This window comes from Zoogloea sp. GW822-FHT05C07, from assembly GCF_058800215.1.
Map to the genome: position 1 here is coordinate 2,988,389 of NZ_CM179510.1, position 19,596 is coordinate 3,007,984.

General features: G+C 66.9%; 18 protein-coding genes. 14 read left to right on the forward strand and 4 right to left on the reverse strand.

Going from position 1 to position 19,596, the window contains the following annotated elements; genetic code table 11:
* Positions 1 to 8: 8 nt before the first annotated feature.
* Entirely contained in the window at positions 9 to 1,349 is a 1,341-nt protein-coding gene (locus AC3QL2_RS13980) for an aminotransferase class V-fold PLP-dependent enzyme (protein WP_493230999.1), read from the forward strand.
* A 110-nt stretch (positions 1,350 to 1,459) separates the two neighbouring features.
* Here AC3QL2_RS13980 and fghA read toward each other — a convergent pair whose 3' ends face one another.
* Positions 1,460 to 2,308, reverse strand: coding sequence for an S-formylglutathione hydrolase (fghA, locus tag AC3QL2_RS13985; RefSeq protein WP_493231000.1), 849 nt, complete (start codon positions 2,306 to 2,308; stop codon positions 1,460 to 1,462).
* Between the two features lie 65 nt (positions 2,309 to 2,373).
* Entirely contained in the window at positions 2,374 to 3,492 is a 1,119-nt protein-coding gene (locus AC3QL2_RS13990) for an S-(hydroxymethyl)glutathione dehydrogenase/class III alcohol dehydrogenase (protein WP_493231001.1), read from the reverse strand.
* A gap of 123 nt (positions 3,493 to 3,615) precedes the next feature.
* Between AC3QL2_RS13990 and AC3QL2_RS13995 the strand changes: the two genes are divergently transcribed.
* The 6 genes from AC3QL2_RS13995 (at position 3,616) to AC3QL2_RS14020 (ending at position 11,408) form a co-directional block, all read left to right on the forward strand.
* Positions 3,616 to 4,518: a LysR family transcriptional regulator gene (locus tag AC3QL2_RS13995; RefSeq protein WP_493231002.1), complete on the forward strand. Its 903-nt coding sequence runs from the start codon at positions 3,616 to 3,618 to the stop codon at positions 4,516 to 4,518.
* 176 nt (positions 4,519 to 4,694) lie between these two features.
* Entirely contained in the window at positions 4,695 to 5,864 is a 1,170-nt protein-coding gene (locus AC3QL2_RS14000) for a sensor histidine kinase (RefSeq protein ID WP_493231003.1), read from the forward strand.
* On the forward strand, positions 5,861 to 6,493 hold the full coding sequence (locus AC3QL2_RS14005; RefSeq protein ID WP_493231004.1) for a response regulator: 633 nt from the start codon (positions 5,861 to 5,863) through the stop codon (positions 6,491 to 6,493). The genes AC3QL2_RS14000 and AC3QL2_RS14005 overlap by 4 nt, the downstream gene beginning before the upstream one ends.
* Positions 6,494 to 6,754: 261 nt before the next feature.
* The gene (locus AC3QL2_RS14010; RefSeq protein ID WP_493231005.1) at positions 6,755 to 8,377 is read left to right on the forward strand and encodes a methyl-accepting chemotaxis protein; all 1,623 of its coding nucleotides are present in this window, start codon (positions 6,755 to 6,757) and stop codon (positions 8,375 to 8,377) included.
* A 62-nt stretch (positions 8,378 to 8,439) separates the two neighbouring features.
* On the forward strand, positions 8,440 to 9,210 hold the full coding sequence (locus tag AC3QL2_RS14015; RefSeq protein ID WP_493231006.1) for an oxygen-binding di-iron domain-containing protein: 771 nt from the start codon (positions 8,440 to 8,442) through the stop codon (positions 9,208 to 9,210).
* Positions 9,207 to 11,408 (forward strand): putative bifunctional diguanylate cyclase/phosphodiesterase, encoded by a 2,202-nt coding sequence (locus AC3QL2_RS14020; protein ID WP_493231007.1) that lies wholly within the window; start codon positions 9,207 to 9,209, stop codon positions 11,406 to 11,408. The genes AC3QL2_RS14015 and AC3QL2_RS14020 overlap by 4 nt, the downstream gene beginning before the upstream one ends.
* Before the next feature lie 21 nt (positions 11,409 to 11,429).
* On the opposite strand, the gene AC3QL2_RS14025 is transcribed toward AC3QL2_RS14020, so the two are convergent.
* Positions 11,430 to 12,365, reverse strand: a complete 936-nt coding sequence (locus AC3QL2_RS14025) for a LysR family transcriptional regulator (RefSeq protein ID WP_493231008.1) — start codon at positions 12,363 to 12,365, stop codon at positions 11,430 to 11,432.
* A gap of 123 nt (positions 12,366 to 12,488) precedes the next feature.
* On the opposite strand from AC3QL2_RS14025, the gene uraH reads away from it, so the two are divergent.
* Genes uraH through puuE form a run of 4 tightly spaced genes read left to right on the forward strand, consistent with a single transcriptional unit; the run spans position 12,489 to position 15,584 of the window.
* Positions 12,489 to 12,839, forward strand: coding sequence for a hydroxyisourate hydrolase (uraH, locus tag AC3QL2_RS14030; protein ID WP_493231009.1), 351 nt, complete (start codon positions 12,489 to 12,491; stop codon positions 12,837 to 12,839).
* Between the two features lie 42 nt (positions 12,840 to 12,881).
* Complete coding sequence (locus tag AC3QL2_RS14035) at positions 12,882 to 14,075, forward strand: urate hydroxylase PuuD (protein ID WP_493231010.1); 1,194 nt, start codon at positions 12,882 to 12,884, stop codon at positions 14,073 to 14,075.
* Positions 14,076 to 14,118: 43 nt separating this feature from the next.
* A complete protein-coding gene (gene uraD, locus AC3QL2_RS14040) occupies positions 14,119 to 14,634 on the forward strand; it encodes a 2-oxo-4-hydroxy-4-carboxy-5-ureidoimidazoline decarboxylase (RefSeq protein WP_493231011.1) in 516 nt (171 codons plus the stop codon).
* Positions 14,635 to 14,651: 17 nt separating this feature from the next.
* Positions 14,652 to 15,584: an allantoinase PuuE gene (puuE, locus tag AC3QL2_RS14045; RefSeq protein WP_493231012.1), complete on the forward strand. Its 933-nt coding sequence runs from the start codon at positions 14,652 to 14,654 to the stop codon at positions 15,582 to 15,584.
* A gap of 19 nt (positions 15,585 to 15,603) precedes the next feature.
* On the opposite strand, the gene AC3QL2_RS14050 is transcribed toward puuE, so the two are convergent.
* The gene (locus AC3QL2_RS14050) at positions 15,604 to 16,266 is read right to left on the reverse strand and encodes a GntR family transcriptional regulator (protein ID WP_493231013.1); all 663 of its coding nucleotides are present in this window, start codon (positions 16,264 to 16,266) and stop codon (positions 15,604 to 15,606) included.
* 288 nt (positions 16,267 to 16,554) lie between these two features.
* On the opposite strand from AC3QL2_RS14050, the gene AC3QL2_RS14055 reads away from it, so the two are divergent.
* The 3 genes from AC3QL2_RS14055 (at position 16,555) to AC3QL2_RS14065 (ending at position 19,586) form a co-directional block, all read left to right on the forward strand.
* Positions 16,555 to 17,913 (forward strand): C4-dicarboxylate transporter DctA, encoded by a 1,359-nt coding sequence (locus tag AC3QL2_RS14055; RefSeq protein WP_493231014.1) that lies wholly within the window; start codon positions 16,555 to 16,557, stop codon positions 17,911 to 17,913.
* 119 nt (positions 17,914 to 18,032) lie between these two features.
* On the forward strand, positions 18,033 to 19,076 hold the full coding sequence (alc, locus tag AC3QL2_RS14060; RefSeq protein ID WP_493231015.1) for an allantoicase: 1,044 nt from the start codon (positions 18,033 to 18,035) through the stop codon (positions 19,074 to 19,076).
* A gap of 9 nt (positions 19,077 to 19,085) precedes the next feature.
* Positions 19,086 to 19,586, forward strand: a complete 501-nt coding sequence (locus AC3QL2_RS14065; protein WP_493231016.1) for an ureidoglycolate lyase — start codon at positions 19,086 to 19,088, stop codon at positions 19,584 to 19,586.
* Positions 19,587 to 19,596 lie beyond the last annotated feature (10 nt).

The window sequence follows — 19,596 nt, forward strand, 5'->3', positions numbered from 1 at the left end:
TCTTCCACATGAATCCCCAACTTTCCCGCCGGGCCCTGCTGAAGGGCTCCCTCGGCCTCGCCGTGGCCGCCGCCTCCACCCTGCGCGGCGCGCCGGCCCTGGCCCAGGCGGCGTCCGCCCCGGCCACCGCTCTGTCCACGTTGCCCGCGCTGCCGGGCGGCGATGCGCTGACGCTGGCCCGCAACGAGGCCTACTGGGCGCAGATCGCCGCGCTGTATCGCCAGTCGCCGGATTTCGTCAATCTGGAGCACGGCTTCTACGGCATCATGGCGCGCCCGGTGCTGGTGGAACTGCAGCGCAACATCGAGCGCCTCAACGAGCGCAACTCCTACTTCCTGCGCCAGGAGTTCAGCCGCGAGACGGACGCCGTGCGCGGCCGCATCGCCGCGCTGCTGGGCGTGCAGGCCGACGAGATTGCGCTGACCCGCGGCGCCACCGAGGCGCTGCAGAACCTGATCACCAACTACCGTGGCCTCAAGCCCGGCGACACGGTGATGTACGCCGACCTGGACTACGACAGCGCGCAGAGCGTCTTCGACTACCTGCCGGAGCGGCGCGGCGTGAAGGTGGCGCGCATCGTGCTGCCGGAACCGGCCACCGAGGCCGGCATCGTCGACGCTTACGCCAAGGGGCTGGCCGCCAATCCGGGCACCCGCCTGCTGCTGCTGACCCACATCAACCACAAGACCGGGCTGATCCTGCCGGTGGCCGAGATCACCCGGCTGGCCAAGGCCCGCGGGGTGGATGTGATCCTCGATGCGGCCCACTCGTGGGGCCACATCGACTTCCGCCTGCCAGAGCTGGGTGGCGTCGATTTCGCGGCCTTCAATTTGCACAAGTGGGTCGGTGCGCCGCTGGGCGTGGGTTTCCTGTACATCCGCAAGAGCCGCCTGGACGACATCGCGCCGCACCTCAGTGCGGCGGGGGAGGGCACCAACGACATCCGCGCGCGGGTCCATTCCGGCACCACAGCCACCGCCAACGTGATGACGGTGCCGACCGCGCTGGACTTCCAGGCCGCCATCGGCGTGCCCAACAAGGAGGCCCGCCTGCGCTACCTGCGCGACTACTGGGTGGAGCGGGTGCGCGACGTGAAGGGCGTGCAGATCCTGACGCCGGACGCGCCGCGCCTGCACGGGGCGATCAGCGCGCTGCGCATCGGCGGGCGCAGCAGCCTGGCCGACAGCCAGGCCCTGGCGCGCCGCCTGCGCGAGCAGTACGGCATCTTCACGGTGGCCCGCGACGGGCTGGCGTCGGGCGCCGTTGTGCGCGTCACGCCGGCCATCTTCACCCGCCCGGCCGACCTGGACCGGCTGGTGACGGCAGTGCAGGAGATCGCCCGCGGTTGAGCGGGCCTGGAGGTGCATGACCAGCCGGGGGCGAAGTCATTGGCTCTGGCTGGTGGAGCGGCCGATGCGCTTCAAGTCGTGGGGGCGAACTCGGTCGCCCACCGCCGGCCTCAGCCGCGCAGCGCCGCCGCGTGGTGGCGCAGGTGGTCCTCGATGAAGCTGGCGATGAAGTAGTAGCTGTGGTCGTAGCCCGGCTGAAGGCGCAGGGTCAGCGGGTGGCCGGCGGCGGCGCAGGCGCGGGCGAGGGCGTCCGGCTTGAGCTGTTCGGCGAGGAAGCTGTCGGCCTCGCCCTGGTCCACCAGCAGCGGCAGGCGTTCGCTGGCGCCGGCGATCAGCTCGCAGGCATCCCACGCGCGCCAGCTTTCCCGGTCTTCGCCGAGGTAGCGGGACAGGGCCTTGTGGCCCCACGGGCAGTCCATCGGGTTGCTGATCGGCGCGAAGGCCGACACCGACAGGTAGCGGCCGGGGTTGCGCAGCGCGCACACCAGCGCGCCATGGCCGCCCATCGAATGGCCGGAGATGGCGCGCGCGGCGCTCACCGGCAGGTTCGCCTCGACGAGGGCCGGCAGCTCGTGCACCACGTAGTCGTGCATGCGGTAGTGGTCTTTCCACGGGGCCTGGGTGGCGTTCACGTAGAAGCCGGCGCCGTGGCCGAAATCCCACGCGCCGTCAGGGTCACCGGGCACGTCGGCGCCGCGCGGGCTGGTGTCGGGAGCGACGATGGCGATGCCCAGCTCGGCGGCGACCCGGTGGGCGCCGGCTTTCTGCATGAAGTTCTCGTCCGTGCAGGTGAGGCCGGACAGCCAGTACAGCACCGGCACCGGGCCGTCCGCCGCCTGCGGCGGCAGGAATACGGCGAAGGTCATGGCGCAGCCGGTGCTGGTTGCGGCGTGCCGGTAACGGCGGTGCCAGCCGCCGAAGCTGCGGTTCTCGGAAACGAGGGTGAGGGGAGAAGTCATGGGGGAGGGCTCCGGGCCGGCCCGGTGGACGGGCCCGGATGAACCCGCCCGCCGGGCCGCGCCGCTTACTTGTCGAAGTGGATGACGGTACGGATGCTCTTGCCTTCGTGCATCAGGTCGAAGGCCTTGTTGATGTCGGCGAGGCCCATGGTGTGGGTGATGAAGGTGTCGAGCGGGATCTCGCCGCGCTGGGCCTTCTCGACGTAGCCCGGCAGCTCGGAGCGGCCGCGCACGCCGCCGAAGGCCGAACCGCGCCAGACTCGGCCGGTGACCAGCTGGAAGGGGCGGGTGGAGATCTCTTCGCCGGCGCCAGCGACGCCGATGATGATCGATTCGCCCCAGCCCTTGTGGCAGCACTCCAGTGCCGAGCGCATGACCTTGGTGTTGCCGATGCACTCGAAGGAGTAATCGACGCCGCCGTCGGTGAGGTCGACGATGACTTCCTGGATCGGCTTGTCGTAGTCGAGCGGGTTGATGCAGTCGGTGGCGCCGAGCTGCCTGGCGATCTCGAACTTGGCCGGGTTCACGTCCACAGCGACGATGCGCGAGGCCTTGGCCATCACCGCGCCGATCACCGCCGACAGGCCGATGCCGCCGAGGCCGAAGATCGCCACGGTGGCGCCCGGTTCGACCTTGGCGGTGTTCATCACCGCGCCGATGCCGGTGGTTACGCCACAGCCGAGCAGGCACACCTTCTCGAGCGGGGCGTCCTTGCTGATCTTGGCCACCGAGATTTCCGGCAGCACGGTGTATTCGGAGAAGGTCGAGGTGCCCATGTAATGGAAGATGGGCTTGCCGTCCTTGCTGAAACGGGTGGTGCCGTCGGGCATCAGGCCTTTGCCCTGGGTGGCGCGGATGGCCTGGCACAGGTTGGTCTTGCCGGACAGGCAGAACTTGCACTTGCCGCATTCGGGCGTGTATAGCGGGATCACGTGGTCGCCGACGGCGACCGAGGTGACGCCTTCGCCGATGGCTTCGACGATGCCGCCGCCTTCGTGGCCGAGGATGGTCGGGAAGATGCCTTCCGGGTCGGCGCCGGACAGCGTGAAGGCGTCGGTGTGGCAGACGCCGGTGGCCACGATGCGCACCAGCACCTCGCCGGCTTTCGGCGGGGCCACGTCCACTTCGGTGATTTCGAGGGGCTGCTTGGCGGCCCAGGCGACGGCGGCGCGGGATTTGATCATCGGTGTCTCCGGTGGAAGGCTGAAGGAAAGCCGGCAGTGTAATTTATGGACTGCTGGCGGATAATCCGGTGCTTTGTCAAAACATTATTGCTGTCTGACAATAATAGATCGTAGCGTACCGTCATGAGCCGTTGGGAAGGTCTGGAAGAATTCGTGGCCGTCGCCGAGACCGGCGGCTTTTCGGCGGCGGCGCGGCGCCTGGGCCTGTCGGCGTCCCACGTGAGCCGCCAGGTGCAGCGCCTCGAGGAGCGCATGCAGACCCGCCTGTTCCACCGCAGCACGCGGCTGGTGCGCCTCACCGAGGCCGGGCAGGCCTTCTTCCAGCACTGCCGCCAGCTGCAGGACGGCTTCGACGAGGCCTTCCGCTCGGTGCTCGACCTGGAGCAGAGCCCCAAGGGCCTGCTGCGCATCACCAGCTCGGCGGTGTACGGCGAGCGCTACATCGTGCCGCTGATCAACGAGCTGGTGGCCGAACATCCCCAGCTGCAGGTCGAGATCGAACTCGACAACACGCCCCGCGACCTGGTGCAGGAGGGCTACGACATCGCGATCCGCCTCGGCCGCCTGAGCGACACCCGGCTGGTAGCGGTACGCCTGGCGCCGCGGGTGATGTACGTGTGCGCGACGCCCGACTACCTGGCCCGCCACGGCACGCCAAGCACCCTTGCCGACCTGGAGCGCCACAACTGCCTGCTGGGCATTTCCGACAGCTGGCTGTTCCAGGCCGACGGGCGCGAGCTGTCCCAGCGGGTGGCCGGCAACTGGCGCTGCAACAGCGGCCTGGCGGTGCTGGATGCGGCGCTGTGCGGCATCGGCGTGTGCCAGTTGCCCGACTACTATGTGCTGCCGCACCTGCACAGCGGCGCGCTGGTGGCGCTGCTGCCGGACTTCCAACTGCACAGCCCGGCCCACGGCGTGTGGGCGCTGATCCCGCCGCGGCGCAACCTGTCGCCGAAGGTGCGCATCGTCGTCGAGCGCCTGCGCCAGCGTCTCGCCGCGCGGCCCGAATACGCCACCGGCGCCTGACCCCGCATCGGCCGGAAAGCCACGGCCGGCGCCCTTCGGCGCGGATGGCCGGGAATTTTGCGGGCGCGCCGGCAAACGCATGCCGGACCGTGGTGGAGTACCGCAAAGCGCTCCGGGGCATGTGTTAACCTGCGTCGAAACACTGGAGCCCGGGCTGCCGGACCCTTTCGAAGCGCATGGACGTATTCGCGAACATCAACCTTTCCATCGCCGTGGCGATGACCCTGCTGAGCCTGTCGACGGTGGGTGGTGCCTGCTCGGTCATCGCCAAGGTCCGTCGCGCCAAGGAGGAGATGCGCCTCAGCAAGGAGTTCTTCCAGAGCACCTTCGATTCGGCGGCGGTCGGTATGGCGGTGGCCGACTTCGACGGGCGCTACATGAAGGTCAACCAGGCCATGTGCGAGTTCGTCGGCTATTCCGAGGCCGAACTGCTGGGCATGTCCTACCACGACCTGACCCACCCGGATGACCTGGCGGACAACGTCAGTGCGCGGGCCCTGATGCTCGACGGCAAGCTGCCCAAGTTCCAGATGGAAAAGCGCTACGTGCGCAAGGATGGCCGCGTGGTGTGGGCGCTGATGGTGGTCTCCGAGATCCTCGACAAGAACGGCCGGATGATTGCGTCGGTCGGCCAGATGCTCGATATCGACACCCAGAAGCAGGCCGAACAGGCCCTGCTCGAATCGCGGCGGCAGCTGCGCGAGCTGTCCCATCACCAGAAGACGCTGCTGGAGCAGGAGCGCAAGCACATCGCCCGCGAGATCCACGACGAGCTGGGCCAGCGCCTGACCGCGCTGAAGATGGACGTTTCCCTGCTGCGCATCGGCTTCGGCCACAACCCTGAACTCTTCCGTATGGCCGAGCGCATGCGCGAACTGGCCGAGGGCACCATCGACGTGGTGCGCCAGATCGCCAGCAACCTGCGCCCGGCAGCCCTCGACCTGGGCCTGGTGCCGGCCATCGAGTGGCTGCTCGACGATCTGCAGCGGCGCTCCGAGATCCGCTGCCGTCTGTATGTGGGCGACGACGAGCTGGCGATGGACGAGGCCCGCGCGACGGTGGTGTTCCGCCTCGTGCAGGAGTCGCTGACCAATATCGCCCGCCATGCCCGCGCCCGCCACGTGGAGGTGTCGCTGAAGCGGGAGAGCGGACGCCTGTGCCTGCATGTTTCCGACGACGGCTGCGGCTTCGACCCGCAGGCCGCCGACAAGCTGCGCAGCTTCGGCCTGCTCGGCATGCGCGAGCGGGTGCTGGCCCTCGATGGAACGCTGGTCTTCGACAGCAGCCCGGGGCGGGGCACGACGGTGTCCATCGAGCTGCCGCTGGTGGCCGGGGAGGCCGCATGATCAGGCTGATGATTGCCGACGACCACGCCATCGTGCGCAGTGGCCTCAAGCAGATCATCGCGACCACCATCGACATCGCGGTGGTGGCCGAGGCGACTCGCGGCGAGGACGTCTTCGAGCAGTTGCAGCGCCTGTCGGTGGACCTGCTGCTGCTCGACATGTCGATGCCCGGCCTGGCCGGGCTGGACCTCATCGGCCGCCTGCAGCTCGACTATCCGCGCCTGCCCCTGCTGGTCCTGTCCATGCACAACGAGGGGCAGATCGTGGCCCGCACGCTGCGCGCCGGTGCCAGCGGCTACATCACCAAGGACAGCGAGCCGGAGGTGTTGCTGGCGGGCATCCGCAAGGTTGCCCAGGGTGGCCGTTTCATCGATCCGGCCCTGGTGGACCTGATGGTCTTCGACCGTGGCCCGGCCGATTCCCTGGCCCACGCGGCGCTGTCCGAGCGGGAGCGCCAGGTGCTCGAAGGCATCGCCAGCGGCCTCCCCCTCGGCGAGATCGCCGACCAGCTGCACCTCAGCCCGAAGACCGTCAGCACCCACAAGATGCGCCTGATGGAAAAGCTGCAGGTGGACAACAACGCCGACCTGATCCGCTATGCGATCCGCCATGGCCTGACCGTCGCCTGAGGCCGGCGGAAGGGCCGCTTTCGGGGACCGCCCGGGAGACCATTCGGAAATCAGGGTTTTCTGTGTGTGATTCAGGAAAGCCTGACATACACCCCCATGAAAGATTGCTATCGTCGGGCGCGAGGCCATCGAATCGATGGCTGACGTGAATGCCGGGCGCCATATAAAAAACATAGCCCGCGCATCCTGGACAACAGCACGCGTCTCCCCGGTTACCGAGCCGCCAGATCGGCCGGAGGGCATACACACCAAAGACAACCCGTGAAGGTCAACCTGCCTGTTTCACAGACCGAAGTACCGTTTCCGACAGGGCGCTACCTGGTCTCCAAAACCGATCTGAAAGGCATCATCACCCACGCCAACGATGCATTTGTCCACATCAGCGGCTTTCAACGCGATGAACTGCTCGGACGTTCCCACAACCTCGTCCGCCATCCGGACATGCCGCCGGAGGCCTTTGCCGACCTGTGGCGCACGGTGCAGAGCGGCCTGCCGTGGCACGGCGTGGTCAAGAACCGCTGCAAGAACGGCGATTACTACTGGGTCCGGGCCTTCGTCGTGCCGGTCCGCAAGAACGGCCAGACCGTGGGCTACATGTCGGTGCGCACCGAACCCGCCCGTGACGAGGTGCGTGCCGTCGAGCAACTGTATGCCCGGGTCCGCGACAGCAAGGCGCGCTTTCCCAGCGTCAATCCCGGCCTGCTGGGGCGCTTTTCCTTCAAGACCCGCTTGTGGGCCATAATGGGTGTCATGTCCATGTTGTCAGCAGGGATTCTGGTGGCGAGCGCCATCGGCGAGCTGACGCCGGCGCGTACCGTCTTCGTCGGTACGGCGGCGGCGCTGTCTGCCCTCGTTTCCATCTTCGTCGGGGTCTATTTTTCGCTGCGCGTCGATCGTCCGCTGGCGAGGGCGGCCCGCTTCTTCGACCAGATCGCCGAGGGCAACCTGACCAACGAGGTGGACGTCAGCCGCCGCGATGAAACGGGCCTGTTGTTTTGCCAGCTGGGGGGCATGCAGGCCCATCTGCTGGCGATGCTCGACGACATCGCCACGGCGGCCGGGGCCATCGAGGTCCGCTGCCTGCAGCTCGACCGGCAGATGGGCCAGGTCGGCGACAAGTCGGTCCAGCAGTACGACAGCGCCAAGAGCGTGGCTGCGGCCACCGAGGAGCTCAGCGTGTCGGTGCGCGAGGTGGCCGGCAGCGCGGGCGATACCTCCGACGCCGCCCAGCGGGCCCAGCAACTGATTGCCGATGGCAATGAGCGGATCGGCGAGACGGTGCACATGACGCGCCGTGTGGTCGACGCGGTGAGCCGCTCGGGCGACACGATCCACAGTTTGTCCGAAGCCATCTGCAAGATCGGCGGCATCACCCAGGTCATCGGCGACGTGGCCGGCCAGACCAACTTGCTGGCGCTCAACGCGGCCATCGAGGCGGCACGGGCCGGTGAGCAGGGCCGCGGCTTCGCGGTGGTGGCCGACGAGGTGCGCACGCTGGCCGAACGGACCGCCTCCAGTTCCCGCGACATCGCCGCCACGGTGACGGCGATCCAGTCCGTCACCGCCGAGGCAGTGGAGGCGATGGCCGTCGCCCGCGCCGAGGTCGAGGCGACCATTGCGTCCCTGGACGATGGGGCTGCCAGCCTGGGTGGCGTGACCCGCGCCGCCGACGAGGTGACGGGCATGTCCCGCAGCATTTCCGCCGCTACCGTCGAACAGACCCAGGCCAGCGAGGAGGTGGCCCGCAACATGGAACGCATCACCCAGCTCATCGACGATAACCTGCAGGCGTCCCGCGACGCCAAGCGGGCGGCGGGCGAACTTCTCGCCACGTCGGGAAACCTCAAGGCCATGATTGGCGAGTTCAGAATTCACAAGGCGTGAATACGGCGAATCCCTCGCCACATTCCACCTGTGACAAGTACAGAAGGATCCTAGGAAGCAGCATGCGCAACATCCCCCTGTTCAATACTGACGATCACAAATTCATCCTCCTGAATGAGAGCGAGCCGGGCGAAGAGGACGGCATCCGTTCCAACCAGTACCTGGTCGTCCATGGCGACGACGGCGTGCTGCTCGATCCGGGCGGTTTCGGCGTGATGCCGCGCGTGCTGTCCGAGCTGCTGCGCTACGTGAGCCCGGACCACCTGAAGGCGATCATGCTGTCCCACCAGGATCCGGACATCGTCGGTGGCCTGGCCACCTGGCTGGAGATCTCCGAGGCACCGGTGTACGTGTCGAGCATCTGGATGCGCTTCCTGCCGCACTACGGCATCTCGTCGATGCGCCGCTTCATCGGGGTGCCCGACGAGGGCATGCCGGTCGAGCTGGCCGATGGTTTCCGGCTGGAGCTGGTGCCGGCCCACTTCCTGCACTCGGAAGGGCAGATCAACGTCTATGACCCGATCTCGAAAGTGCTGTTCACCGGCGACATCGGGGCGGCGATGATGCCCGACGGCGAGGACGAGCCCTATGTGGAGGACTTCGCCAGCCACGTGCAGTACATCGACGGCTTCCACCGCCGCTACATGGCGTCCAACAAGGCGGCGCGCCTGTGGGTGGATGCGGTGTCGAAGCTCGACATCGACTTCATCGCGCCGCAGCACGGCCCGATCTACCGGGGGGCCGCGGTGCCCGCCTTCCTCGATTGGTTCCGTGAGCTGGAATGCGGCGTGGACCTGATGGTGGAGTCGGGACGTTTCCGGAGAGTCACGTGAATCTGAGACCCAATCCATTGCTGGTCGCCCCGCAGCGCCAGGAGGGCGTGCGCCAGCGGGTGCTGGAAAGCTTCGCGGCCCTGTTCGAGAGCCAGACGCGCAGCAGTTTGTTTGCCGCCAGCATCACCGAACTGACGCAGAGCGTGCGGGCGGAGATCCTGCAGGGGCTGCAGAATTCCCTCGGGCAGATCGAAGGCCTGCCGATGAGCGAGGCCCAGCGCAACGACCTGACCCGTGGCCTGGACCGGGCGGTGGCCCGCTGCGAGCGCCTCGACAAGACCCTCGAACTGCTGGTCGGCGAGCGGCGCCGGCAGCTTGGCAACAACTCCCGCGACCTGCAGCAGGTCATGCTGGAGTTCAACCGGGTCTCCAAGGACCTGGCCGGCACGCTGATCGAGAAGGACCTGCTCGAACGCCAGAGCCGGGTGCTTGAAACCATCGTGCTGTCCCACGAGAAGGTCACCCAGTGGAAAGCCTTCGTGCAGGAAGTGCTGCTCGGTTTCCACGCCTTCTTCCCCTTCGATGTCTTTTTCATCGCCTTCTCCGAAGACAACGCGCTGTCCCTGTACATCTACTACATGGGCGAGTACCCGGAGGAGGTGAAGACCTCGGCCCGCCACAAGCTGTCGCGGGACATGATCGACCACCTCGATCTGCCGGCCGACGTGCCGCTCGACATCGAGGAATTCCAGGTCGTCCGCAACCGCAACCGCCGGGCCGTCGACGCCAACAACATCCGCATGATCACCGTGCCGGTGCCGGACATGGATTCGTCCAACCTGTCCGGCCTGCTCGGCATCGCCTATGCGTCCCTCGACAAGCTGACGCCGCAGGAAAGCAGCGTGATCCACTCCATCCTCGCCGTGATGGTGATGGTGGTCGGGTCCAGCAAGGCCCTCAGCCGCACGCTGTCGGAGCTCGAATACTATTCGACCCACGATCCGCTGACCGGCCTGCACAACCGGCGCTACTTCAACGAGATGCTCGGCTATGAGCTCGGTCGTTCGGAGCGCCATGTGCACGAGTTCTCGATCCTGATGCTCGACCTGGACGACTTCAAGGACGTCAATGACACCTACGGCCACCCGCGCGGCGACATCGTGCTGCAGCAGGTTGCCGAGAAGATGCGCACGGTGATGCGGCGCGGCGACCTGGCGACCCGCATCGGCGGCGACGAGTTCGCGATCATCCTCGTCGAAACCGGCCTGGACGGCGCGGTGGTGGTGGCCGAGAAGCTGCGCACCGAGCTGCGCCAGATGAGCTTCGAGGGCGACGACGGCAAGATCTTCCACGTCACCACGTCGATCGGCATCGTGTCCTACCCGAACGACGCGAAGAGCATGACCGACCTGATGGCCGGCGTGGACATCGGCCTGTACCGCGCCAAGGAGCTCGGCAAGGACACCATCGGCACCTTCGAATCGGTGAAGGACCGGGTCCATGCCAGCCGCGTGACCCGCGACTACGCCGAGAAGCTGCGCGTGTCCCTGCGCGAGAAGCGGGTGGTGCCGTACTTTCAGACCATCTTCGACTGCCGCACCGGCCAGCCCTTCGCCTACGAGACGCTGGCGCGCATCATCGAGCCCAACGGCACCACGCTGTCGGCCGGTGCCTTCATCGAGACCATCGAGAAATACGGCCTCGGCCGCGACCTCGACCGGGCCATCATCGAGCAGGCCTTCGCCGCCGCGCGGGAACGCCTGGATACCCCCGGCACGCCGCCGTTCCGCCTGTTCATCAACCTGTCGGCGCAGGAGATCCAGGGCCGCGGCATCCTCGGTTACGCCGAGATGCTGTGCGCGCAACTGGACATTCCGCCCAATGTCATCGTCTTCGAGATCCTCGAGCGCGACGCCATCGGCGACATGACCCACATGCGCAAATTCCTCAGCGATCTGCGCAAGAAGGGCTTCCTGTTCGCGCTCGACGACTTCGGCAGCGGCTACAACTCCTTCCACTACCTGCGCGAGCTGACCTTCGACTACGTGAAGATCGACGGCGCCTTCGTGAAGAACATCGTCAAGTCGAAGGTGGATCGCACGCTGGTCCGCAACCTCACGCGCCTGTGCCAGGAACTCGGCATCCTCACCATCGCCGAGTTCGTCGAGTCGGAAGAGATTCTCGAAGAGCTGCGCGGCATGGGCGTGGATTACGCCCAGGGCTTCCACCTGGCCATGCCGGTCTCGCAGATGGCCTGACGCCGCCCGCCGGGCGGCGCCTCAACTGCCCGGCTTGATCTGCTTGCCGCAGTCGGCGAGCAGCCGGCGGATCCAGCGGTGGGCCGGCGACAGGTGGTTGCGCTCGTGCCACAGTTGGTAGAAGCGCATCGCCGGAAAGGGGATCGGCGACGGCAGGATCACCAGCGGCAGCAGGTCGGCATAGAACTGCGCGAAATGCCGCGTGGTGGTGAACACCAGGTCGCTGTGCTGCAGCAGGTAGGGTGCCATCGTGAAGGACTGCACCACCACCCGTTCGTCCCGGTTCAGGCGGTGCGTCGCCAGCACCGTGTCGATCACGCCGCGCTGGCTCATCGAATAGGGCATCGGCACCACATGCACCGCCCGCTGGTAGTCGTCGGCGGTGAATCCCTTGCGGGCCAGCGGATGGCTCGCCCCGACCAGGCACACGATCTCATCCTCCAGCAGCATCGACAGGTGCATGCGGTGCGGCGGCTCCGGCCAGTTGCCGATCACCACGTCCAGATCCCCCTCGGCGAGGGAACGCTCGAAATCGAAGTTGGGCCCCAGCGACTGCAGGCTCAGGCGCAGGTGCGGGGCTTCCTTGCGGATCCGCTCGACCACGCTTGAAATGAACATCGGCGCCAGGTAGTCCGGCGCGCCGACGCGGAATTCGTAGCGGCTGGTCTGCGGCTCGAAGGATTCCGGCGCAAACGTCATCCGGTCGATCTCCGCCAGCGCGCCCTTGGCGTGAGACAGCAGCGCCAGCGCCCGCTCGGTGGGCACCATGCCGCTCTTTTCCCGCACCAGCAGCGGGTCGCCGAGGATCGTGCGCAGGCGCTTGAGCGCCAGGCTCACCGCCGGCTGAGACTGGTTCAGGCGCAGCGCCGTGCGCGACACGCTGCGCTCGGTGATCAGCAGGCAGAAGATCCGCAGCAGGTAGGTGTCGAGCTGGTCGTCGCTTCGTCGGGTGCTCATGGGGGCGGGGGCAGGAAGATATTGAAAAGTATATATAGCTTATAAGCTCATATCCATTTCCTTAATCCAAGCCCGCTCTAAACTGCACAGCACATCCCCACACCAACAACCGGAGACACAAGCATGGGACGCCTTACCACCCACGTGCTGGACACCGCCAGCGGCAAGCCGGGTACCGGCATTGCCGTGACCCTCTACCGCCTGGACGGCGGCCGCCGCGAGATCCGCCGCGCCGTCACCAACCATGACGGCCGCTGCGACAGCCCGCTGCTCGACGGCGAGGCCTTCGAGCGCGGCAGCTACGAGATCGTCTTTGCCGCCGGCGACTATTTCCGCGCCCAGGGTCAGGCCCTGCCGGAACCCCTGTTCGTGGATGAAGTGGTGCTGCGCTTCGGCATCGCCGACCCGGCCCAGCACTACCACGTGCCGCTGCTGGTCTCCCCGTGGAGCTACTCCACCTACCGCGGCAGCTGAGCCCGAACCCGCGCACCGTTTCGCACGAGAGACTGAAGAAACATGGAAACCTATCTCCTCGACTGGGCCAACCTGCTGCTACGCTGGCTCCACCTGATCACCGGCATCGCCTGGATCGGCGCGTCGTTCTACTTCGTGATGCTCGACAACTCCCTGCGTCCGCCGAAGAAGCCCGAGGACGCCAAGCGCGGCGTGTTCGGCGAGCTGTGGGCAGTGCATGGCGGCGGCTTCTACTGCAGCCAGAAGTTCCTCACCGGCCCGCAGGGCGAGCCGCTGACCCACGACCTCCACTGGTCCAAGTGGGAGGCCTACACCACCTGGCTGTCGGGCATGAGCCTGCTGGCGGTGGTGTACTGGATCGGTGCCTCCAGCTACCTCATCGACGCCAAGGTCATGGCGCTGACGCCGCCCGCCGCGGTCGGTATCTCCATTGCCTTCCTGGCCAGCGGCTGGGTGGTGTATGACCTGCTGTGCCGCAAGCTGATGGGCCGCGACGGCCTGCTGGCGGTGCTGCTGTTCGGCTTCGTGGTGCTGGCCGACTGGCTGCTGCACCACCTGTTCTCGGCCCGCGGCGCCTACATGCATGTGGGGGCGATGCTCGGCACGATGATGGTGGCCAACGTGTTCATCCACATCATTCCCGGCCAGAAGCGCATGGTCGAGCAGATCCGCGCCGGCGAGCCGGTGGACTCGCGCCCCGGCCAGATCGGCAAGCAGCGCTCGGTGCACAACACCTACTTCACGCTGCCGGTGCTGTTCGTGATGATCAGCAACCACTACCCGATGACCTATTCCCACCCCAACGGCTGGCTGGTGCTGGTGGTCATGATGCTGGCCGGCGTGCTGATCCGTCAGTTCTTCGTGCTGCGCCACCGGGGCCAGGTGAAGTGGTGGTTGCCCGCCGCCGGTGTCGCGCTGCTGGCCCTGCTGATGGTGCTGATGGCCCCTGCGCCGGTGAAGAGCGATGGCGAGAAGGTGAGCTTCGCTGCCGTCAAGCATGTGGTCGATACCCGTTGCACTGCCTGCCACGCCGAGCATCCGACCCAGGCCGGTTTTGCCCAGCCGCCCAAGGGGGTGGTGCTGCAGAGCGCCGAAGGCATCGGCCAGCACGCCGCCAAGATGGCCGAGACGGTGGCCAGCGGCTACATGCCCCTCGGCAACCTGACCGGCATCACCGACGCCGAGCGCCAGCTGATCGCCCGCTGGTACGCCCAGGGCGCAAGGCTCGCCGACTGAGATTCAGCCCCCGACCCCAGCACGACCTTGAGGACTTGAAAAAATGAATGCGCTCACCTCCGTCGCCGCCCTGTCGGCGCTGCCGCGGGACGAGTTCGTCGCCCGCCTGGCCGACATCTTCGAACATTCCCCGTGGATTCCCGAGCGGGCCTGGGCGGCCCGCCCCTTCGCCGACGTCGACGCGCTGCACGCCGCGATGCTGGCGGTGCTCGACGCCGCCACGGATGAAGAGAAACTCGGCCTGATCCGTGCCCACCCGGAACTGGCCGGCAAGGAAGCCGCCGCCGGCACGCTGACCGTAGCCTCCACCGGCGAGCAGCGCGGCGCCGGCCTCGACCAGTGCAGCGCCGACGAACTGGCCCGCCTGCGCAACTTGAATGCCGCCTACCGGGAACGTTTCGGCTTCCCCTTCGTCATCGCGGTAAAGGGCCTGTCCCGCTACCAGATCCTGGATGCGGTAGAAGCCCGCCTTGCCAACGACGTGGCCACCGAGTTCCGCACCTGCTTGGCGCAGATCGGCCGCATCGCCCGTTTCCGCCTCGACGCGCTGCTCGGCTGAGCGCAAGGAGTCCCGTCATGAGCAAGATCGATCCCGCCTATCCCCGCGACCTGATCGGCTACGGCCGCAAGCCGCCCTTCGCCGACTGGCCGGGGCAGGCTCGGGTGGCTGTCCAGTTCGTCCTCAACTACGAGGAGGGCGGCGAGAACTGCGTGCTGCACGGCGATCCCGGCAGCGAGCAGTTCCTGTCCGAGCTGTTCAACCCGGCCAGCTACCCGGACCGCCACCTGTCGATGGAGGGCATCTACGAGTACGGCTCGCGCGTCGGCGTGTGGCGCTTCCTGCGCGAATTCGAACGGCGCGGCCTGCCGATGACCGTCTTCGGCGTGTCGATGGCGTTGCAGCGCCACCCCGAACTCACCGCCGCCTTCAAGGAGCTCGGCCACGAGATCGCCTGCCACGGCTGGCGCTGGATCCACTACCAGAACGTGGACGAGGCGACCGAGCGCGAGCACATGCGGATCGGCATGCAGATCATCGAGCAGCTCACCGGCGAGCGGCCGCTGGGCTGGTACACCGGGCGGGACTCCCCCAACACGCGGCGCCTGGTCGCCGACGATGGCGGCTTCCTGTACGACTCGGATTACTACGGCGACGACCTGCCGTTCTGGTCCGAGGTGCAGAAGAGCAACGGCAGCACCGCACCGCACCTGATCGTGCCCTACACCCTCGACACCAACGACATGCGCTTCTCGCTGCCGCAGGGCTTCTCCCACGGGGATGAGTTTTTCGAATACCTGCGCGACGCTTTCGACGTGATGTATGAGGAAGGGGACGAACGGCCGGCGATGCTCAGCGTGGGCATGCACTGCCGCCTGCTCGGCCGCCCCGGACGTTTCCGCGCGCTGCAGCGTTTCCTCGACCATATTGAAAAACATGATCGGGTGTGGGTGTGTCGGCGGGTGGATATCGCCCGGCACTGGATCGAGAAACACCCGTTCCAGCGCTGAGGCGTGGGGGCGCTGGGGCTCAGGCGATGATGCCCCACCAGCGCAGGGTCTGGCGGAAATGGTCGCGTACGGCCGCCGCGGCGGCGTTCTCGTCGCCGCCGGCCACCGCGTCGAGGATGGCCAGGTGCTCGCCCATGGCGGGGATGATGCGGTCGGGCAGGAGCGGACGGGAATGCTGCATGACGGAAATCCGGTCCCGGTTGCGGGCGTAGATTTCCAGGGCACTGTCGTTGCCGAGGGCTTCGGACAGGGCTGTGTGGAGGTCCCAGTCCACCTGCATGGCTTCTTGCTGCAGCGCGGGGGTGATGCCTTCGTTGGCTGCGTCGAGGACCCGCTGGTGGCTGTCCCGCAGTCCGTCGAGACGGTTGCCGGCGCCCGTGCGGACCAGTTCCCGGGCGCCTTCCTGATCGAGGATGGTGCGCAGGTGGAAGCAGTCGCGGATGAGCGCAGAAGTGGCTTCCATGACCGCCACGCCGCGCTTGGGCAGTACGCGGACCAGGGCCAGGGATTCGGCCCGTTTGACGGCCTCGCGCACCGGTGCCATGGGCATGTCGAGGGTACGCATCAGGTCGGGCATGGAGAGGAATTGCCCGGCGCGCAGCTCACCGCCGGTGAGCAGCGTTCGCAGTGCAAGAAAAGCCTTGTCGGCCATCAGCAGGCCTTCGGCGTCCGGCAGGTTCATGAGCGCTCCCGTGGTGTGGGCGCCGATTTTCACACCATGCGTCGTGGTGGGCAAATGTCGGGTGGTATTGGAGTGATTTTTTAGAAGAAATTTTTATTGGTATATCTCTGAGCTTGTAACTAACATTTTACAAAATATGTTTGTAGGCATCTGTGCGGGCTGCAATACCAGGCGGCTTTGGCATCGATGGCCAAGGATGGACGGGTGGCAATCGCTTCCGTCGTCACTGCGGCACCCGAACGGCCGCCCCTGGGGGGCCTTCTTTCATCCGGCTCAAGAGGTAAAACCATGCACAAACGCTTTTACAAGACACTGTTCGGGCAGGTTGTCATTGCCCTCATCCTGGGGATCGTTGTCGGCGCCCTGTGGCCCGATTTCGCCACCAAACTGAAGCCCCTGGGCGACGGTTTCATCAAGCTGATCAAGGCGATCATCGCGCCGCTGGTGTTCTGCGTGGTCGTCCATGGCATCTGCAGCACCGGCGATCTCAAGAAGGTCGGGCGCGTCGGGGTCAAGGCGCTGCTGTACTTCGAGGTCGTCACCACCTTCGCGCTGGCCCTCGGTGTGCTGCTGGCCTACGTGTTGCAACCCGGCGCCGGCATGAATGTGGATCCGCACAACCTCGACGCGTCGGCGATGGCCGGTTACGCGGAGAAGGCCGCCCAGGCCACCAGCACGGTGGATTTCCTGCTCAGGATCATTCCGAACACTTTCGCGGATGCCTTCGCCAAGGGCGACATCCTGCAGGTTTTGCTGCTGGCCATCCTGTTCGGCTGTGCGGTGGCGGCCCTCGGCGAGCGAGGGCGGCCGGTCACGCTGGCGATCGACAGCCTGGCCCATGTGTTCTTCAAGGTGATTGGCTACATCGTCAAGCTGGCACCCCTGGGCGTGCTCGGCGCAATCGCCTTCACGGTGGGCAAGTATGGCGTCGGTTCGCTCAAGCAGCTGGGCATGCTGGTGGCCCTGTTCTACCTCAACTGTGCGGTCTTCGTGGTCGTCGTGCTCGGCGCCATTCTGCGCCTGGTGGGTTTCGACATCTTCAAGCTGCTGCGCTACCTGCGGGAGGAGCTGCTGGTGGTGCTGGGCACCGCGTCGTCCGATGCGGTGCTGCCCCAGGTCATGCGCAAGCTTGAACTCATGGGCATCAAGAATTCGACGGTCGGTCTGGTGATCCCCACCGGCTATTCCTTCAACCTGGACGGCTTCTCCATCTACCTGACGCTGGCCGCGGTCTTCATCGCCCAGGCCACCAACACGCCGCTGTCCCTGACGGACCTGCTGACCATCCTGGCCATTTCCCTGGTGACCTCGAAGGGCGCGCACGGCGTGCCGGGCTCGGCCATCGTGATCCTCGCCGCCACGCTGTCCGCAGTGCCGGCGATCCCGGCCATCGGCCTGGTGCTGGTGCTGTCGGTGGATTGGTTCATGGGCATGGCGCGGGCGCTCACCAACATGATCGGCAACTGCGTCGCCACCGTCGTGATCGGCGTGTGGGAGAAGGACATCGACCGGGAGCGGGCGCGGGGCGTACTGGACGGCCTGATCCCGGTGGACCTCAACGCGACGTCCACGGACGCCCTCACCGAAGAGCGCGAGGCCCTTGCCAGCACCGGCCCGCTGGCCGCGCAGCAGGAGGCGTCCCGCTGAAGACACTGAACCGGGGCCGCCAGCCCGGCACCCCGGCTTTTTTAACCGGGAGCATGTCGCCCATTGCGGGCGGATGGCTCCCCTGCATCGCAAACCAAAATTCAAAGGAGACCTGACTCATGGCCAGCCACACCCCCGGCGCCCCCGTTTTCGCCGCCCCCGCCGAACTGCCCGACTGGGCGCTGCGCTCGGTGGATCTCGCCAACCCGCGCCTCGGTGCGCAGGCGCTGTACGCCTCCGACGACTTCTTCGCCGAAGTGTCGCGCATGCTCAACCCCGAACCGGCCCAGTTCGTGCCGGGCAAGTTCGACACCAACGGCAAGTGGATGGATGGCTGGGAGTCCCGCCGCAAGCGCGTCGCCGGCCACGACTGGGCGCTGCTCAAGCTTGGCGTGAAGGGCGTGATCCGCGGCTTCGACGTGGACACCAGCCACTTCACCGGGAACTACCCGCCGGCGGTGTCCATCGAGGCCATCGTGTCGGGCAGCGACGACGTGGAGAGCCTGAAAGCCGCCAGCTGGACCGAGATCCTGCCGGCCACGCCCCTCGGCCCCAACAGCCACCACATCCTCGAATGCGCCAGCGACGCGGCGTGGACCCACCTGCGCGTCAACATCTACCCGGACGGCGGCATCGCCCGCCTGCGCGTCTATGGCCGCCCGGTCGGTGCGCTGGAGAGCCTGACCGGCGACGAGACCATCGACCTCGTGGCGATGGAGAACGGCGGCCGCGCGGTGTCGTGGAACGACGCCAGCTTCGGCTCCACCGTCGCCGCGCTGCTGCTGCCCGGCCGTGGCCAGAATATGGGTGATGGTTGGGAGACCCGCCGCCGCCGCGAACCCGGCAACGACTGGTGCGTGCTCGAACTGGGCGCCGCCGGCACGGTCGACAAGATCGAAGTGGACACCGCCTTCTTCAAGGGCAACTTCCCGGACCGCTGCTCGATCCAGGCGGCCTTCGTGAGCGGCGGCACCGACCGCTCCATCACCACCCAGAGCATGTTCTGGCAGACCCTGCTGCCCGAGCAGAAGCTGTCGATGGATGCGGTGCATACCTTCACCGAACAGATCGCCAAGCTCGGGCCGATCACCCATGTGCGCTTCAACATCTTCCCCGACGGCGGCGTGTCGCGTCTGCGCCTGTGGGGCAAGGTGGCGAAGTAAGGAGTGGCCATGAACAGCCTCAGCCTGACCCCGCAGCCGCTCACCCGCGAAGCCTTCGCCCCCTTCGGCGAAGTCATCGAGGCGAGCGACGCGGTGCGTCATTTCACCATCAACGCCGGCAACACCGAGCGCTACCATGACCTCGCCCAGATCGAGGCCGGCCCGGACGGCAAGGTGATCGTCTCCATCTTCCGCGGCCAGCCGCGCACGCTGCCCTTCAGCGTCGAGATGATGGAGCGCCACCCGCTGGCCAGCCAGGCCTTCATCCCGATGTCCGGCAAGCCCTACCTGGTGGTGGTGGCGCCGGCCGGCGCGGCGCCGAAGGCGGAAGACCTGCGCGTCTTCCTGGCCCGCGGCGACCAGGGCGTCAACTACGCCACCGGCGTGTGGCACCACCCGCTGCTGGCGCTGGAGACGGTGTGCGATTTCCTCGTCGTGGATCGCAGCGGCAGCACCCCCAACTGCGACGAGGTGAGCCTCGATCCCGGCGCGGTGATCCCGGCCCTGTAAGGAGACGGCC

Bases quoted from the DNA above. Each gene is read 5' to 3' on its own strand.
- uraH (WP_493231009.1), top strand. From the start codon at position 12,489: ATGGGACGCCTTACCACCCACGTGCTGGACACCGCCAGCGGCAAGCCG.
- AC3QL2_RS13995 (WP_493231002.1), top strand. From the start codon at position 3,616: ATGAGCCGTTGGGAAGGTCTGGAAGAATTCGTGGCCGTCGCCGAGACC.
- AC3QL2_RS14025 (WP_493231008.1), bottom strand. From the start codon at position 12,365: ATGAGCACCCGACGAAGCGACGACCAGCTCGACACCTACCTGCTGCGG.
- puuE (WP_493231012.1), top strand. From the start codon at position 14,652: ATGAGCAAGATCGATCCCGCCTATCCCCGCGACCTGATCGGCTACGGC.
- fghA (WP_493231000.1), bottom strand. From the start codon at position 2,308: ATGACTTCTCCCCTCACCCTCGTTTCCGAGAACCGCAGCTTCGGCGGC.
- AC3QL2_RS14065 (WP_493231016.1), top strand. From the start codon at position 19,086: ATGAACAGCCTCAGCCTGACCCCGCAGCCGCTCACCCGCGAAGCCTTC.
- AC3QL2_RS13990 (WP_493231001.1), bottom strand. From the start codon at position 3,492: ATGATCAAATCCCGCGCCGCCGTCGCCTGGGCCGCCAAGCAGCCCCTC.
- AC3QL2_RS13980 (WP_493230999.1), top strand. From the start codon at position 9: ATGAATCCCCAACTTTCCCGCCGGGCCCTGCTGAAGGGCTCCCTCGGC.
- AC3QL2_RS14050 (WP_493231013.1), bottom strand. From the start codon at position 16,266: ATGAACCTGCCGGACGCCGAAGGCCTGCTGATGGCCGACAAGGCTTTT.
- AC3QL2_RS14035 (WP_493231010.1), top strand. From the start codon at position 12,882: ATGGAAACCTATCTCCTCGACTGGGCCAACCTGCTGCTACGCTGGCTC.
- uraD (WP_493231011.1), top strand. From the start codon at position 14,119: ATGAATGCGCTCACCTCCGTCGCCGCCCTGTCGGCGCTGCCGCGGGAC.
- alc (WP_493231015.1), top strand. From the start codon at position 18,033: ATGGCCAGCCACACCCCCGGCGCCCCCGTTTTCGCCGCCCCCGCCGAA.
- AC3QL2_RS14055 (WP_493231014.1), top strand. From the start codon at position 16,555: ATGCACAAACGCTTTTACAAGACACTGTTCGGGCAGGTTGTCATTGCC.
- AC3QL2_RS14000 (WP_493231003.1), top strand. From the start codon at position 4,695: ATGGACGTATTCGCGAACATCAACCTTTCCATCGCCGTGGCGATGACC.
- AC3QL2_RS14015 (WP_493231006.1), top strand. From the start codon at position 8,440: ATGCGCAACATCCCCCTGTTCAATACTGACGATCACAAATTCATCCTC.
- AC3QL2_RS14005 (WP_493231004.1), top strand. From the start codon at position 5,861: ATGATCAGGCTGATGATTGCCGACGACCACGCCATCGTGCGCAGTGGC.